At 71.2% G+C, this 15,832-nt stretch carries 14 protein-coding genes and 1 tRNA gene; 9 read left to right on the plus strand and 6 right to left on the minus strand.

Going from position 1 to position 15,832, the window contains the following annotated elements; all coding sequences use genetic code 11:
* Positions 1-55: 55 nt before the first annotated feature.
* Positions 56-523, plus strand: a complete 468-nt coding sequence (locus ACIF9R_RS11890; protein WP_399977766.1) for an ATP-binding protein — start codon at positions 56-58, stop codon at positions 521-523.
* Positions 524-577: 54 nt separating this feature from the next.
* Here ACIF9R_RS11890 and ACIF9R_RS11895 read toward each other — a convergent pair whose 3' ends face one another.
* Positions 578-2,041, minus strand: a complete 1,464-nt coding sequence (locus ACIF9R_RS11895) for an aminopeptidase P family protein (RefSeq protein WP_399977769.1) — start codon at positions 2,039-2,041, stop codon at positions 578-580.
* Between the two features lie 179 nt (positions 2,042-2,220).
* Entirely contained in the window at positions 2,221-3,732 is a 1,512-nt protein-coding gene (locus ACIF9R_RS11900; RefSeq protein WP_399977772.1) for a PP2C family protein-serine/threonine phosphatase, read from the minus strand.
* Between the two features lie 505 nt (positions 3,733-4,237).
* On the opposite strand from ACIF9R_RS11900, the gene ACIF9R_RS11905 reads away from it, so the two are divergent.
* Together ACIF9R_RS11905 and ACIF9R_RS11910 are read left to right on the plus strand one after the other, a co-directional pair.
* Positions 4,238-4,903, plus strand: a complete 666-nt coding sequence (locus ACIF9R_RS11905) for a bifunctional DNA primase/polymerase (RefSeq protein WP_399977774.1) — start codon at positions 4,238-4,240, stop codon at positions 4,901-4,903.
* Between the two features lie 481 nt (positions 4,904-5,384).
* Entirely contained in the window at positions 5,385-5,543 is a 159-nt protein-coding gene (locus tag ACIF9R_RS11910) for a hypothetical protein (protein ID WP_399977777.1), read from the plus strand.
* Between the two features lie 453 nt (positions 5,544-5,996).
* Here ACIF9R_RS11910 and ACIF9R_RS11915 read toward each other — a convergent pair whose 3' ends face one another.
* The 3 genes from ACIF9R_RS11915 to ACIF9R_RS11925 form a co-directional block, all read right to left on the minus strand.
* A complete protein-coding gene (locus ACIF9R_RS11915) occupies positions 5,997-6,962 on the minus strand; it encodes a DUF5926 family protein (protein WP_399977779.1) in 966 nt (321 codons plus the stop codon).
* A 255-nt stretch (positions 6,963-7,217) separates the two neighbouring features.
* Complete coding sequence (locus tag ACIF9R_RS11920) at positions 7,218-7,862, minus strand: ATP-binding protein (protein ID WP_399977781.1); 645 nt, start codon at positions 7,860-7,862, stop codon at positions 7,218-7,220.
* A gap of 176 nt (positions 7,863-8,038) precedes the next feature.
* Positions 8,039-8,869 (minus strand): glycerophosphodiester phosphodiesterase, encoded by an 831-nt coding sequence (locus tag ACIF9R_RS11925; protein WP_399977784.1) that lies wholly within the window; start codon positions 8,867-8,869, stop codon positions 8,039-8,041.
* A 288-nt stretch (positions 8,870-9,157) separates the two neighbouring features.
* On the opposite strand from ACIF9R_RS11925, the gene ACIF9R_RS11930 reads away from it, so the two are divergent.
* The 5 genes from ACIF9R_RS11930 (at position 9,158) to ACIF9R_RS11950 (ending at position 13,997) form a co-directional block, all read left to right on the plus strand.
* Positions 9,158-10,669, plus strand: a complete 1,512-nt coding sequence (locus ACIF9R_RS11930) for a S1C family serine protease (RefSeq protein WP_399977787.1) — start codon at positions 9,158-9,160, stop codon at positions 10,667-10,669.
* Between the two features lie 64 nt (positions 10,670-10,733).
* Positions 10,734-10,820 (plus strand) — tRNA-Ser (locus tag ACIF9R_RS11935).
* A gap of 248 nt (positions 10,821-11,068) precedes the next feature.
* Positions 11,069-11,446, plus strand: coding sequence for a nuclear transport factor 2 family protein (locus ACIF9R_RS11940; RefSeq protein WP_399977789.1), 378 nt, complete (start codon positions 11,069-11,071; stop codon positions 11,444-11,446).
* Positions 11,447-11,974: 528 nt separating this feature from the next.
* The gene (locus ACIF9R_RS11945) at positions 11,975-13,069 is read left to right on the plus strand and encodes an FUSC family protein (RefSeq protein ID WP_399977792.1); all 1,095 of its coding nucleotides are present in this window, start codon (positions 11,975-11,977) and stop codon (positions 13,067-13,069) included.
* 67 nt (positions 13,070-13,136) lie between these two features.
* Positions 13,137-13,997 carry a GNAT family N-acetyltransferase gene (locus ACIF9R_RS11950; protein WP_399977795.1) on the plus strand — a complete coding sequence of 287 codons (861 nt, stop codon included), beginning with the start codon at positions 13,137-13,139 and terminating at the stop codon, positions 13,995-13,997.
* 96 nt (positions 13,998-14,093) lie between these two features.
* Here the strand turns inward: ACIF9R_RS11950 and ACIF9R_RS11955 are convergent, their stop codons facing one another.
* Positions 14,094-14,960, minus strand: coding sequence for a bifunctional DNA primase/polymerase (locus ACIF9R_RS11955; RefSeq protein ID WP_399977797.1), 867 nt, complete (start codon positions 14,958-14,960; stop codon positions 14,094-14,096).
* Between the two features lie 359 nt (positions 14,961-15,319).
* Between ACIF9R_RS11955 and ACIF9R_RS11960 the strand changes: the two genes are divergently transcribed.
* The gene (locus tag ACIF9R_RS11960; RefSeq protein ID WP_399977800.1) at positions 15,320-15,646 is read left to right on the plus strand and encodes a hypothetical protein; all 327 of its coding nucleotides are present in this window, start codon (positions 15,320-15,322) and stop codon (positions 15,644-15,646) included.
* The last annotated feature ends 186 nt before the right edge of the window (positions 15,647-15,832 follow it).

Genomic DNA, 15,832 nt, shown 5'->3' on the forward strand with positions numbered 1-15,832 from the left:
CAGCACTCAGGGCAATACGTAACGGTATGTCGAGCCGCAGCCAGGAGGCTGGAGCATGAGCATCTGGTGGTCACTCCATCTGCGGCGCGATGCCGCCAGTGTGCCGCTCGCCCGGCGCCTGCTGCTCGGCACCATGGAGACCGCGGGCGTCGATCCCGACATCTCCTACGACCTCTCCGTCGCCCTCAGCGAGGCCTGCGCGAACGCCGTCGAGCACGGTGGGGACACCGCGCGGGGCGGCACCTCGGAGGCGTTCCGGGTGACGGCCTATCTCGACGGGGAGAAGTGCCGTATCGAGGTCACCGACGCGGGACCCGGCTTTCCCGGTACGACCGCGGGCGGTCGCTTACGTCCGCCGGTCCGTCCCGCGCCGCCCGAGGCGGAGCACGGCCGGGGCCTGGGGCTCATCCGGGAGCTGGCCGACCATGTCCACATCGGCAACAAGCCGGGCCGGGGCGGTGCGGTGGTGAGCTTCGACAAGATCCTCAAGTGGCGTGAGGACGCTCCGCTCGTCGCGGTGTAGTGACGGCCGAGGCCGGGCACGCGCGTGCCCGGCCTCGGTTCGGTGCGTCAGCGGTCAGCCCTTGAGGCTCGCCATCCATGCCTCGACCTCGCCCGACCGCCGGGGCAGTGCGGCGGAGAGGTTCCGGTTGCCGTCCTCGGTGACGAGGATGTCGTCCTCGATGCGCACGCCGATGCCCCGGTACTCCTCGGGCACGGTCAGGTCGTCGGCCTGGAAGTACAGGCCCGGCTCGACGGTGAGCACCATGCCGGGCTCCAGGGTGCCCTCGACGTACGTCTCGGTCCGTGCGGCGGCGCAGTCGTGGACGTCCATGCCGAGCATGTGGCCCGTGCCGTGCAGCGTCCAGCGGCGCTGCAGACCCAGCTCCAGCACCCGCTCCACGGGCCCCTCGACCAGGCCCCACTCGACGAGCCGCTCGGCGAGGACGCGCTGGGCGGCGTGGTGGAAGTCCCGGTACTTGGCTCCCGGCTTCACCGCCGCGATACCGGCCTCCTGGGCGTCGTACACGGCGTCGTAGATCTTCTTCTGCAGCTCGCTGTACGTGCCGTTGACCGGCAGAGTGCGGGTGACGTCCGCCGTGTAGTACGTGTGCGTCTCCACGCCCGCGTCGAGCAGCAGCAGGTCGCCGGAGCGGACCGGGCCGTCGTTGCGCACCCAGTGCAGGGTGCAGGCATGCGGGCCCGCGGCGCAGATGGAGCCGTAGCCGACGTCGTTGCCCTCCACCCGGGCGCGCAGGAAGAACGTTCCCTCGATGTAGCGCTCGCTGGTGGCCTCGGCCTTGTCGAGGACCTTCACCACGTCCTCGAAGCCGCGCACGGTGGAGTCGACGGCCTTCTGCAGCTCGCCGATCTCGAAGTCGTCCTTGACCAGCCGCATCTCGGAGAGGAAGACCCGCAGCTCCTCGTCGCGCTCGGCGGTGACCTTGTCCGTCAGCGCCGCCTCGATGCCGGCGTCGTGACCGCGTACGACCCGCACCGGGCCGGTGGCCTCGCGCAGGGCCCCGGCCAGCTCGCGCACGTCGGAGGCGGGGATGCCGTACAGCTGCTCGGATTCGGTGAGGGAGTGCCGGCGGCCGACCCACAGCTCACCCTGGCCGTCCAGCCAGAACTCGCCGTTCTCGCGGTCGGAGCGGGGCAGCAGGTAGATCGTCGCCTTGTGGCCGTCCGCCGTGGGCTCCAGGACGAGGACGCCGTCCTCCGTCTGGTTGCCCGTGAGGTACGCGTACTCGACCGACGCGCGGAAGGGGTACTCGGTGTCGTTGGAACGGGTCTTCAGGTTGCCCGCGGGGACGACCAGACGCTCACCCGGGAAGCGGGCGGACAGCGCCGCGCGGCGGGCGGCGGCCTCGGCGGCCTGCGCGATCGGTTCCAGGCCGTGCAGTTCGGTGTCGGCCCAGCCGCTCTTCATGCTCTCGGCCAGCTCGTCGGACACGCCCGGGTACAGGCCGTTCTTGCGCTGCTTGACGGGCTCCTCTTCGGCAGTCTCCGGGGTCTCCGGCAGCTCGTCCGCCACGGTCATCCTCCTCGATACGGCACTGGACCGCCTCCCATCGTACGGTCGTGCGGAAACGGACGAACCGGGGAAGGACCTGTTACCGGAGGCACGGACGAGAGCACCGGACCCCGGTCCGTGACGGCCACGTGCACCGGCGGCTCCCCCTCTCCCGCGACCGCTGCTCCGGTTGCCCGGCCCGGCCGCTACTCGAACCGCGCCGCCAGCAGCACCACGTCCTCCGCGGAGTCCGCGGCGCCGGCGCCCGCCGGCAGGACCGCGCGCAGGACGTGGTCGGCGACGGCGCCGGGGTCCCGGCGCAGCGCCGTGGGTACTCCGGCCGCGGCGGCGTGCAGCCGCGCGAAGGCGCGGTCGGTGGGATCGCCGGTGCGGTGCAGCAGCCCGTCGGTGTAGAGCAGGACCGTCTCCCCCGGCTCCGCCTGGACCTCGACGCTCGGTGCCTCCCAGCAGGTGAGCATGCCCAGCGGCGCGGAGACCGAGGTCTCGACGAACTCCGTGCGGTGGTCCCCGATCAGCAGCGGCGGACTGTGCCCGGCACCGGCGAGGGTGATGCGGCGCAGCGCGGGCTCGCAGTAGCCGAACAGGGCGGTGGCCGACCGGGCCGGCTCGGTGAGGCGCAGCAGCAACTCCAGGTCGGACAGGACGGCGACGGGGTCCTCGCCCTCCATCACGGCGTAGGCGCGCAGCGACGCCCGCAGCCGGCCCATCGCGGCGACCGCGCTGGGCCCCGATCCGGTGACGGATCCGACGGCGAGACCGAGCGCCGCGTCCGGCAACGGCAGCGCGTCGTACCAGTCACCGCCCCCGCGCGGGGAGGTGCGGTGCCGCGCGGCGAGCTGGACGCCGGCGACCCGGGGGAGGCGGGAGGGCAGCAATTCCTCCGCCATGGTCGCCATGCGCGCGCGTGTGCGCTCGAGTTCGAGCAGGCGGGCCAGGTGCTCGGCGGCCTGGCGGACGTAGAGGCCGATGAGGTGGCGCTGTCGCTTCGACGGTTCGGCCGGCTCGTCGTAGAGCCATACCGCGGCGCCCAGGCGTCCGGTGGCCCCGGTGGCGAGGGGGAGGGCGAAACTCGCGGCGTAACCGAGGCGCGCGGCGACCTCGCGGTGCCGGGGGTCGAGCCCTTTCTCGGCGAACAGATCGGGCTCGGAGATGCCGTCGTCGGCGCCGGGCAGGCCGTCCAGGATCCTGGCGTACGACAGGGCACTGCGCGGCACCGTCTCGATGTGGCCGAGGTCCGAGCGGGCCAGCCCCAGGCCGATGGTGGTGACCGGGCCGAGTCCGTCGGCGGGTTCCAGGGCGACGAGACCGCGCTGCGCGCCGACCAGTGCGGCTCCCGCGCGCAGCAGTTCCTGGAGCGCGTCGTCGAGCGTGCTCGCGCCGAGCAGGCGTTCGGTGAGCTCATGAAGGGTCGTGAGGTCGGAGACCCAGCCGGCGAGACGGTCCTGCAGCAGCGCGCCCGGTGCGTTCTGGGGGTTTGCCGCAGGGGCGGGAGAGGCACTCGTGACGGACGCGACAGTGTGTGCGGGTGCGGGAACCGTTGAATCGATTCCGGCCACTTTCGGAGGGTGCGGGGCGTTCATGGCGTCCGGCTTTCCGACCGGTACGTACTGCTCGAAAGCATCGCAAACCCCCATGTCATTCTGCGTCGCCGGCAGTGTCTCCACATGTACACGTACTCGTAAGGAGATGTCCAGCATTGTCCTGCTGGGATTCCTGGTGTCCGTGAGGATGAAGGGAACTCTCCGCAGACCTCTTGCCGAAAAGTGAAGTTGGCTTGAAACTGCCTCAGGGGGAGGCATATTGCGGTCGACTGGCCTTGCTCGACGGAAGCGTCACAGCGGTCGTGTTGGGTACGTACTCGGTGAAGGCCAGGGGTGGTTGCGAACCGCTCGGGAACCTGGCGACGGACCCGGGCGTCTTAACCACCGACGACCGTGCCCCATCCTCCCGTGGCGGAGGCGGAGAGAACCACGCGCGACGGTAAACGCCAGACTTCGCCACCCCCACGCCAGGCCCGTACTTCTGATAGACGCAGTATGGGTGGAATGGCCGCGGAGGCTGCCCCGTGTTCGGCCCATAGGGGTTCCCCCTGCCCTGTGCGGGGGTGTGATGCGCCAACAGGTACGCACAGTGAAGTGATCGACACATGACGTGATGTGGTCCACGGTGTTGCCGGCGTGCAACGGAAAGGAACGAGCGCTCATGCGCGAGATCCTCGGAAGGCGACGCAGGCTCCTGTCCCGACGCGGCGACGGAGGACCTGAGCTGATCGGCGCGGCCCTGACCTACGCCGCGCAATGGCGGTGGCCCGTACTCCCCGGGGTGGCGGCCGACCCGCAGGGCCGGTCCCGCTGCGGCTGCCCCGACCCCGAATGCACAGTGCCGGGCGCCCACCCGTTCGACCCCGGTCTCCTCGCCGCCACCACCGACCCGCGGATGGTGCGCTGGTGGTGGGGCAACCGGCCGACGGCGCCCATCATCCTCGCCACCGGTGGCAGGGCCCCGTGCGCGGTCTCCCTGCCCGCCCAGCCGGCTGCCCGTGCCCTCGCCGCGCTCGATCAGCGGGGCATGCGGCTCGGCCCGGTCGTCGCCGGGCCCTCCCGCTGGTCGATCCTGGTGCAGCCGTACTCCATGGAGCAGCTGGGCGAGCTGCTGTACGCCAAGGACTTTGTTCCCGGCTCGCTCCGTTTCCACGGCGAGGGCGGTTACCTCGCCCTGCCTCCGTCCGAGACCGCACAGGGGGGAGTCCGCTGGGAGCGCGCGCCGCTGCCCGGCTCGGCCTCGCCCTGGGTGCCCGGTGTCGAAGCCGTGGTGGACGCCGTGGTCGAGGCCCTCACCCGTACGGGTGTGAGCGCGCCCGAGATGTAGCGGGCCCCGGCGCCCGGCTGGCTGCCCCGGGGCGCTGTCTTCCCGGGCATGCCGCGTCATGCCGGGGGTCGCGCCCGGGCCGGCCGAGGAGTCTGCCTGCTCGCCCTCGCGGGCGTGGTGGTGGTCTGCTCGACCGCGCTGCCGCCGGGAAGCGTCTCGGACTCCGCGGGCCCGGACGGTCGGCACCGGGCCCGCGGAGCCCTCCGTGCCGGACGGCCCCGCCGCTGCCGGTCGCCCCGCCGTGCGTGGCGACCGCCAAGGCGTGGACCTCGGCCGCCGGGGACCCGCCGCCGTGCGGTCCCCACCTGTCCACCGCGGTGCGCTGCGGTCCCGCGCCGTTCTCCGCCGGCGGCATCGAGGCGCAGACCTGCGGGGTGGCGCGGGGCGAGGACAATCTGGGCGTGGATCTGCGGATCTACTGCCGCAACACCACCGCTGAGGGGCGGACCGCCGCGCTGAGCCTCATGCGGACGGCCGGACCGTGCCGACGCACTGCGCCGGGGACGCCGGGGACGAGCCCGCCCTGTGCGAGACCACGCGGGAGCACGGACCCGGAGGACTCGCGCGGTACGCGGCGGTCGCGGAGTTCACGGACCGTCCCGAGGAAGGGCGGCTCCTGTTGCGCTCCGGGAGCAACTGACCGTCCGAGGGGGGTAGTTGACCGGTAGAGGCGCTCGATGCGCCCACGCGGCGTTCTGTCGTCCCCTACGCGGCGTCCACCGCCCCCGCGCGGTGTGGGGTGGCCTTTGTGCGGTGCCTGTCGCCCTCGCAGGGCGGTCGGCAGGCAGACGCGGACGTACAGCGAACCCGCTGAGACGAGCGAGCGTGTGACCGGCCCGGACGAGCAGTAGCCCGGTGGTCGCACTGTGTCAGCGGCGACCGGCACGCAAAGACCCGGTTGCTGGCGACGGGGGATGCACCAGCAACCGGGCTAATGAAACGGTAACAAGAGATCGGCGGTTCGCAAATTCGAACTCGGCTTTTCCGGTCACCGATTCGCTTGTCCGCGCCGGGAGTTGCGTATGAGGCGGGTGGTGCCCGACGGGCGGTTCCGCCGGCCCGCGCCGACGGAACCCGACGGTGCGGACGTCTGTCAGCTGAGCGTGACCTGGCGGTTCGTCAGACCGCCGCGCGCGCGGCGCTCGTCGGCACTGAGCGGTGCGTCCGTGTCCAGGGCGGCGGCCAGCCGCTCGGCGAACTCGGCGGCCGGCTTCTCCACGTCCTCGGCGCCGACCTCGCTGGGCAGGTCCCAGACCGGCACGGTGAGCCCGTGAGCGCGGAAGGAGCCCACCAGGCGGGTGCCCTCGCCGAGGGAGGACCGGCCCGCCGCGTGCAGTCGCGCGAGAGCGTCCAGAAGCTGCTCCTCGGGATACGGCATGACCCACCGCAGATGGTTCTTCTCGGGCGTCTCGCACCAGTACGCGGAGTCCACGCCCGACAGTTTGACGGTCGGGATGGCCGCGGCGTTGGCCCGCTCCAGGGAGGCGGTGACGTCCGGCGTGGCGTTCTCCGGGTCCGGGACCCAGAACTCGAATCCGCTGTGCACCACCGGCTCGAACGCGCTCTCGGGGGCCAGCAGGTCCTGGAGCCGGGGGCCGTCGGCGGGAGCACGCCGCGCCTGCACGGGGGTGCCCGGGGCCGCGGCGAGCGCGCGCCGCAGGGTGTCGGCGAGATCGCGGCTGATGTCTCCGGAGGAGGTGTCGTTCTGCAGGCCGAGCAGGACCGAGCCGTCGTCACGGCGCAGGGCCGGCCAGGCCATCGGCAGCACCGTGGCCAGGGTGACCGACGGGACGCCCTCGGGCAGGCTGTCCTTCAGTGTCAGCTCGACGGTGGCAGCGGGCACCAGCTCGCGCAGCGCCACCCAGTCGCACTCGCCGGGCAGGCCCTCGAACGGGCGGTGCACCAACTCGGTTACGGCGTGAGCGGCGGCGCGGCCGTGGCACGCCTTGTAGCGGCGGCCGCTGCCGCAGGGGCAGGGTTCGCGGGCGCCGACGACCGGGATCTGCCCGTCCGTGAGCTGCGGGCGCTTGGCCTTCGTCTGAGGTCGCTTCTTGGCCATCGTGGGTGTCTCCCGGTTACGGCTCGTCTCGTACGGGCGCGAGCCTAGCCGTTCGGACCACAGCCGACGGGAACCTGTGGACAACGTGCCGGACTGTGGACCCCGGGCGTCCCGAGCCCCGGCCACCCGAGCCCCGGCCACCCGAGCCCCGGCCGCCCGAGCCCAGGCGGTCCCGAGCCCAGGCGGTCCCGAGCCCCAAGCGCTCCCGAGCCCCAAGCGCTCCCGAGCCTTGGGCCGTCCTCGGTCCAGGCTGTCTCAGTCCAGGTCGTCGAAGACGTCCGCGAAGTCCAGCCCCGTGATGCGGGCGACCGACGGGGCCGCCACTCGTGTGGCGAAGTCCTCGCGCCGGCGTCCGGATCCCGCGTCCGGGTCGTACACGTCGTCGTGGACGACGACCCACACCGTGACCTCGCCCGGCACCTCGTCGCGTACGCCCCAGTCGTCGGCCAGCGCCGTGATGATGTTCAGCCCCCGACCGCCGTGCGCCGTGACCGACGGGGTGGCCGGCGCCGGACGGGTCGGACCGCCGCCGTCCGTGACCTCCACGACGAGCCGACCGCACGGATCCACCCGCCAGGAGGCGCGCACATCACCGTCCCCGGCCAGTGCCTCGCCGAGGGGCCGGCCGTGCTTGCACGCATTGCTCAGCAGTTCCGAAAGGATCAGTACGGCATCGTCGACAACCGCGTCCGCCACGCCCCCGTCGCGCAGCTGCGTGCGCATACGGTGCCTCGCCTTCCCCACGCCCGCAGGGCCATGGGGTACGGCCATGCTCGACGACGTGGGCACCTCCTGTGCCACCACCAACGCCACCCCCGAGACCTCCTTCGCCCCACGCCACGGTGTGAATGCCCCATTGGCCTGAACCGGAAACCGGCCAATCCATGAGGGGTGACGCACTCGAAACGATCGAATACGCACCGAACGCGCCGGAGCACTCCTTGTAGTGGAGTGGCTGAAAATCTTCGGTGTGGCCGAGATGTGAGGATGCGCCCGGACGGAGTGCGAGGTCAAGACGGCGGCGTGGATTTCTTGGGGCGGATGGGGCGGAAGTGACAAGAAGTGATCATCTGCGGTCAGCGCCCGAGCCGGTCGAGCACCGCGCGGGGACGGTTGGTGATGATGGCGTCCACGCCGAGGCTCACACAGAGGTCGACGTCCCGTGCTTCGTTCACCGTCCACACGTGTACCTGGTGGCCGGACTGCTTGAGGCGCTCGATGTGCGCGGGGTAGCTGCGCACGATGCGGAGGGAAGGCCCCGCGATCCTCACTCCGGCGGGCAGCCGGCCGTCACGCAGCCGGGGTGTGACGAACTGGGTGAGGTGGACCGTGGGCAGCGTCGGTGACGCGGCATGCACGCGGTGCAGTGACCGGGCGGAGAAGCTCATCACCCGCACCGGTGAGTCCTCGGGCGTGGCGGGGGCGTCGAGCCCGAACCGCTTGAGCAGGAGCAGCAGGCGCTCCTCCACCTGTCCCGCCCACCGTGTGGGGTGCTTGGTCTCGATCGCCAGCTCGACCCCGCGTCCGGAGTCGGAGACGAGCTCCAGCAGACGCTCCAGCGTGAGCACGGAGGTGGCCTCCCGGTCCTCCGGGCGGTGCTCCCAGTCGGGCTCCTCGAGGCGCGGCCCCCCGGAGGGATCGCGGCTCTTCCAGGAACCGAAGTCCAGGGTGGCGAGATCGGAGAGCTCGAGTGCCGAGACCGCACCGCGCCCGTTCGACGTACGGTTGACCCGACGGTCGTGAACGCACACGAGGTGGCCGTCGGCGGTCAGGCGTACATCACATTCGAGCGCGTCCGCACCGTCCTCGATCGCCTTGCGATACGCGGCCAGGGTGTGCTCGGGAGCGTCCTCGGAGGCTCCGCGGTGCGCGACGACTTGGGTCGGGGGCTGTCCTGCGTGGGTCACCGCGTCATGGTGCCACCGCGTACGGGTAGACGAGTGCCCGGAGCGGTGTGATGGGTGTCGAGGTCCGGTCGGAGGCATCGAGTAGCGCACCTTCTGTGAGTAATGCCCTATATAAAGAATGGCCCCGGACCCACAGGAACGACTTATGGTGCCCTGACGGCTCGTGGGAAAAGCTGACGTCATACAAAGAGACATGCACAGCTGCATCGCGCCGGACTCGTGGACGTGCGTGCACGAGCGGGACCGAGTGCGACCGAGAACAACAGCCGTGGATCTAGGAGAGAAGCTGTGAGCACCGAGAACGAGGGCACCGCGGTACCACCGGCCCCGTCCGCACCGCCGCCCGCACCGGTGGACGCTCCCGCTCCTCCGGCGCACCAGGGCCACCAGGCCCCGGGAGCGGCTCCGGACCCGTCCGTGCCGCCGGCCGGCGCCCAGCACGCGGAGGGCCAGGGACACGGCACCGCCCCGCAGGGCCTTCCGGCCGCCGCCGACCCCTACGGGTACGGCCCGCAGGGCGCCCAGGCCGGCCCTCCCGCCGGCACCGGGGCACCCTCCCCCTCCGCCCCCGACGCCTCCTGGCCTCCGCCCCCGCCGCCGTCCACCCCGTCGTACGGCGACGGCGGTGCCGGACGCGGTGCCGGCGGCTGGGGCTCCTCCTACCAGCCGCCGGCACCGAAGAACGGCGGCGGGCGCGGCCGCACGGTCGCCGCGGTCCTGGTGGCCGCGCTGGTCGCCGGCGGCTTGGGCGGCGGCCTCGGCTACACGTTGGCCAGGGAGAACGACAGCAGTGGCTCGACGACCGTCTCGTCGTCCACCAGCGGCGGCAATGTGAAGCGCGACCCGGGCACGGTCGCCTCCGTGGCCGCCAAGGCGCTGCCCAGCACCGTCACCATCGAGGCCGAGAGCAGCAGCGGCGAGGGCGGCACCGGCACCGGCTTCGTCTTCGACACCCAGGGCCACATCGTCACCAACAACCACGTGGTGGCGGACGCCGTCGACGGCGGCAAGGTCTCGGCGACCTTCCCGAACGGCAAGAAGTACGACGCCGAGGTCGTCGGCCACGCCCAGGGCTACGACGTCGCGGTCATCAAGCTGAACGACGCCCCCTCCGACCTGAAGCCGCTCACCCTCGGCAATTCCGACGACGTGGCCGTCGGCGACTCGACGATCGCCATCGGCGCGCCCTTCGGCCTGTCCAACACGGTGACGACGGGCATCATCAGTGCGAAGAACCGGCCCGTGGCCTCCAGCGACGGCGCCGGCAGCCAGGCCTCGTACATGAGCGCGCTGCAGACCGACGCGTCCATCAACCCGGGCAACTCCGGCGGCCCGCTGCTGGACGCGCAGGGCAACGTCATCGGCATCAACTCCGCGATCCAGTCCACCAGCAACGGCGGCTTCGGCACGGGACAGGCCGGCTCCATCGGCCTGGGCTTCGCCATCCCGATCAACCAGGCCAAGTACGTCGCCCAGGAGCTGATCAGGACCGGCAAGCCGGTGTACGCCAAGATCGGCGCGTCGGTCTCCCTGGAGGACACCACGGGCGGCGCGAAGATCACCGAGCAGGGTGCGGGCGGCTCCGACCCCGTCGACCCGGGCGGCCCCGCCGACAAGGCCGGCCTGAGGCCCGGCGACGTCATCACCAAGCTCGACGACCGCGTCATCGACTCCGGCCCGACCCTGATCGGCGAGATCTGGACCCACAAGCCGGGCGACAAGGTCACGATCACCTACGAGCGCGGCGGCAAGGAGCGCACCACGGAACTCACCCTGGGCTCCCGCGTGGGCGACAGCTGATCACACCCGAGCATCCCGAACCCGTTACCCTGGTCCCCGCGCCGTCGATCACCGACAGGCGCGGGGAGGCGTGCCCGAGCGGCCGAAGGGAACGGTCTTGAAAACCGTCGTGGCAGCGATGTCACCGTGGGTTCAAATCCCACCGCCTCCGCACAGGTCATAGATGTTGCGGGTCAGAAGGGGTGCCCCAGGTTCCGGGGCACCCCTTCTGCGTGCGCCTTGTCTCACCCTGATCCGCCGGGACCCCGCTTCTGACCAGTGCGTGTGGCCAATCTGCGGCCAGGATTCGCTTATCCGACAGGGCCGACTCGCCACTGCGGGCCGGACCTCCTCGGAGTTTGGTGACCGTGCCTCTGCAAGAGCGGAGTCACCGGCGATGGTGCGGTGCAGGATGTGGTCATGGAACCTTCCAAGACCGTTCGGCTGCTCTGGGACCGCATGCAGGATCGAGATTGGGCAGGTGTCGGCGAACTGCTGGCTCACGATGTAGTCGTCGAGTGGCCGGTCAGCGGTGAACGCATCCTCGGTCGCGAGAACTACGTGCGCATCAATGCGGAGTATCCGGAAGGATGGTCGATCAAGGTCCTCCGCATCGTGCCGTCCGGAAATGAAGTCGTCTCCGAGGTCGAGGTCCCTCACGACACGATGGGCGTCCATCGGGTGGTGTCCTTCTGGACCGTTCACCATGACCTGATCACCAGCGGCCGTGAGTACTGGACAGAACTCGGCGCGGACCCCTCGCCTGCCTGGCGGGCTGCATACGTCGAGCGCATCTGAGGTCCCTTCGGACCGCTCTCGTGCTCCGCCGAACCTTGCTCAAGTAGACGCACGCGAAGAGCGCGACCACGTGGGCCCCTCGGGGTCCTGTGCGCGGACGGCGTCCAACAGGGCCCGTGCCTGCGCCGGCGTGGCCACGCTGGGCACGTCCAGCTCTTCCACTGCCGTGGGCGTATTTCGGTGGACGCGGTGCAACGGTTTGCCGGGCAGCAGCTCATGCTCCACGGCGAGCCGCAGGCAGTTGCTCAGCACCGCGCGGCGGCGGTCCCGCGTTGAACCCCCCGCTGGTGGAGCGCTAGTTGGTCAGGGACCATTCTCATGCCCGGTCCCTGACTACCCGGTGTTCCCGCCGAGCCGCTCCGGGTGACCTCTTGTTGTCGGCCACGGCGGGTCGCTGCGCGGCAAACTCGGCGAAATTGCACAATTCCTAATGGAGGATGCATATTCGTTGAATTGCGCTTATTCGAGAGAGTGGTCGTGACCACCGAAAGCAGACCCGCAGGGCAGCCCGTTCGCCGGGGAAAGGTCATGACCTGGCTGTCGAAGGTGTTCGAACTCAACCCGGCGGGGCTGAACTGGCCACGAGCGGTGGCGTTCCTTGACGCCGCGTTGGTGCCGATGTTCGTCTTCTGGGTGCTGGGGCACGAGGTGTACCTGCTCAGCGCGTTGTTCGGTCTGCTGTTCGCGGCGCTGGCCGACCCCGGAGGCGGCTTTGGACATCGTGCGCTCTCCATCTCCGTCTTCGCGCTGACCGGCGCCGGGGTGACCGCGCTGGCCTTCGGTGTCGGATCGGAGGACTGGGGCCGGCTGGTGCTCACGTCCTTCGCGGTGACGCTGGCGGCCGGGCTGGCGGTCGGGTTCGGGGTGCGCGGATTCGTCAACGCGCTGCTTCTCAATATCTGGTTCGTCGTCGCCGTCGGATTCGAGTCCGGCATTCACACACAGGCCCTCGTCACCAGCCACGTCTGGGCTCAGGTCCTGTCCTGGACCGGCGGGGCGGCGCTGTGGATCACGGTGACTTTCCTCTGGTGGCTCGTCCGGGGGCGTACGGACCAGGACCGGCCCTTCTCGGAGCTCCCGGGTGACACATCGCGAAGAAGGCTGACCCGGCCGCTGATCCTGTTCGCGGTGATCCGCGCCGGGGTCATCGCCGGAACCGTCGCGCTGGCGTTCGGACTGGATCTCTCGTACGGCTCCTGGATCCCGATCGCGGCCATGATCGCGATGAAGCCCAGCCTGAAGCAGGCCGCGCTTGTCAGCGCTCAGCGTGTCGCCGGTGCGCTGATCGGTGCCTTCGTGGCCGTGCTGCTGCTGTGGGTGCCCGCGAACGAAAGCGGACTGAGGCTGTTCGTGGTGCATCGCGGACTCGAAGTGGTCGCACTCGTCCTGCTGATGCACGGAGCGCTGATCCGCTTCTGGAACTACGCGCTCTACAGTGCGGCCATCGCCGCCGGAGCACTCATCCTGGTGAACCTGCCGCAGCCCTCCGACCATGCGGCCGAGCGCTACCGGGTGCTGTGGACGCTGTGTGGTGTGGGTATCGGTCTGTCAGGCCTGCTGCTGGCCGGGCTGATCGGCAAACGCACCGTCAGGACAGCATCACAGCGAGCCCAGCGAGCCTGATGTCACACCGCGGGCGGAAACGAACCGCGCCGCTGGACCCCGCCGGACAGGGCGTTCATGCTGAGGCATGCGATCGGACGACTGGTATCTCACCGAAGACGTCGACGACTTCCTGGCCCGGGCCGGAGGCTTCCTGCGCTCGCGGCCCGGCGCGCATGTCATGCAGTTGACGTGGGCGGAGAGAGTGCGCAAGCGCGGGCCGGGTGCGTTCGGTGCCGGGGCACCCCTCTTCGGCGTGCTGGAGCGAGGGGGCGAGGCGCATGCCGCCTTCCATCGTCTTCCGGCGCGCGGTGTGTGCCCTACTCCGCTGACGTCCGGGCAGGCCGAAACCCTCGCCGCCCGCTTGGCCGTTGATCTGCCCTCCTTGCCCTCCGTCAGCGCCGACCATGACACCGCCGTCGCCTTCGCCGAGGCCTGGCGGCGTCGGACCGGTGCGACGCCGACGGAGCGGGACACGCGGCTGCGTCTGTACCGGCTCGGCACGCTCACTCCGCCGGATCCGCTGCCGGCGGGCCGGGGGCGTGTGCTGGGCGAGCGGGATCTGGAGGACGTCATGTTCTGGTGCGGGGAGTTCGCCAAGGCTGTGGGGGAGGACGTCGACCTGGACGCCGGTACGTGGGCCGGGAGCCGTTTCGCCGACAAGCGGTACACGCTCTGGGAGACCCCGGACGGCACGCCCGTCGCCGTCGCGGGGATGAATCCGCTGATCGGGGGTCAGGTGCAGGTGGACGTCGTCTACACGCCGGCCCACCTGCGCGGCAGGGGCTACGCGGGCGCCGTCACGGCGGAGGTGAGCCGGGCCGCGCTGGACGCGGGGGCGCGGGACGTCGTGCTGTTCGCGGATCTGTCCAATCCCGCGAGCAACGCCCTGTACCAGGGGCTCGGTTACCGCACGCTCAGCGACTGGTCGGTGTACGACTTCGGGTGAGGGAGCTCAGGAGGCGGCTCGCAGCAGGCGGAGCCGGGCGAACTCCGCGGGTGAGGGGGTGAGAGGTGGGGGGATGAGGGGGAGGGGCGGGGGGTGTCAGTGGCCTGTCATGCGCGCGGCTGACGCGATGGTCGCGCGGGCCTCGCGTTCGGACAGGCCGGTGGTGCGGGCCGCGTCGACCAGGGGGTCCACCAGGGCGGGGCCGATGCCGTCCTCGTACGCGCGGCAGGCCGCCCAGAACAGACGCGTGTTGCGCTGGCCCTCGTGCGCCGCGAGGACGAACTGGACCAGGCCCCGGCCGTGGCCGCCGGTGGACGGGGGTGTCGGATGGTGGGCGCGGGGCGGTGGGAGGAGCAGGCGCAGGAGGGCGGGTGGGCAGGCCGCCGGGGGCAGATGCGCGGTGCCGGGTGCGGCCATGTACACGCCCCGGTCGGTACGGGAGCCGGGGCCGACGAGATAGCCGCCGGCGCCCCGGATGTCGATGCCGGGGGCGAGGCGCCCGGCGGAGTTGGGGACGACGGCGTCCGGCGGGCCGCTGAGCCACAGGTGGCGGCCGCCGCTCGGGGTCAGGACGACCACCGTGGCGGGGATCGTGAACAGGTGACGCAGGGCGAGTTCGCGTTGGGCGACGGAGGAGTCCGCGCCGGCCTTCGTGTCCAGGTCGACGCCGATGAGGTGGTGCGGGGGGAGTCCGCAGGCGATGCCGTACCCGGTGGCGCGGAGCGCGGCGGCGAACAGGGCGCGGATCCGGGCGGGGTCGGTGGAGGCGTCGTGGACGCCGTGGCCGAAGCGGCCGCACTCGCCGTGGCAGGGCGGTCCCGCGGGATGCGGATCGTCGCGGTGCGGGGAGCGCAGGGCCGGGAGTTTCGTCCGGGACAGCGGGATGACGGCCAGCCCGCGTTCGGCGGCTGACAGGGCGTGGGCGAGGGCCAGCGTCGTGGCCTGCCGATCGGTGGTGGCCATGCGTCTATTTTCGTACGAATGTTCGAAGAAAGGAAGGGGGGATGCGCGTCGCTTCGGTGCGGCGAGGGCGGTGAGAGCAAGTGCCGGAACGGTTCGCCTCCTGTGGTGCCCGGGGTGGCGCTGACCCTGAGGGGGTGCCTCGCCGCATGGGGGCGAGATGGGGGTTTATCGGCTGCTCGTCACGCTTGCGTGCGAAGAGTGGCTTCAGGGGTGGTTCGGCATGATCCGGTGGGTGATCCTGATCTCGCGACGTCGTGCACAGCGCCGGGGTGGGGGTCGACTTTCCCTGGTGACAGCCGTACTTCACGCACTCATGGCCATGAGCCGGTGCGTCCTGTGGGTTCTGGAGGGAACACAACATGGCAAGTATCCGTACCGTCCGCGTCCTCGCCGCCGTCTCCGCGCTTCCGCTCGCGGCCGCCCTGTTCGCCGGCGTCGCGACGGCGGACAGCGGCGCCCTCGCGGACAACGGATCGAACGCGACGGCCACCAGCGGCTCGGCCGACGCCCTCGGCAACGGTGTCGGCGGCGACAACTTCGGCAATTCGGCCACCACACAGCAGCAGGCCAGTGGCCCCGGCGCCGCGAACCAGAGCAACACCGCCCAGGTCAACGGGTCCGCGTTCACGGCCGTCAACCAGGGCAACGACAACGTGGCCATCAGCTTCTCCCCTCTGTGGTGGTGATGCCGGCCGTCTGACCGTGGGGGGGTGTGTTTCGCGGGGGGTGCGAGGCGCCCGGGCAGCGGTGCTCCGGTACCGTCGCCCGGGCGTTCCCGGGCCGCCACCGCGCCGTACCGTCTCGCCCGAGTGCGGCCGCGCCCGCGCGGACCGCCTCAGGGGCCGACCCGCAGTCCCCCTCATCCGCTCGTC

Origin of the sequence: Streptomyces sp. NPDC086080, from assembly GCF_044540255.1 — a bacterium.
Taxonomy (GTDB): domain Bacteria; phylum Actinomycetota; class Actinomycetes; order Streptomycetales; family Streptomycetaceae; genus Streptomyces.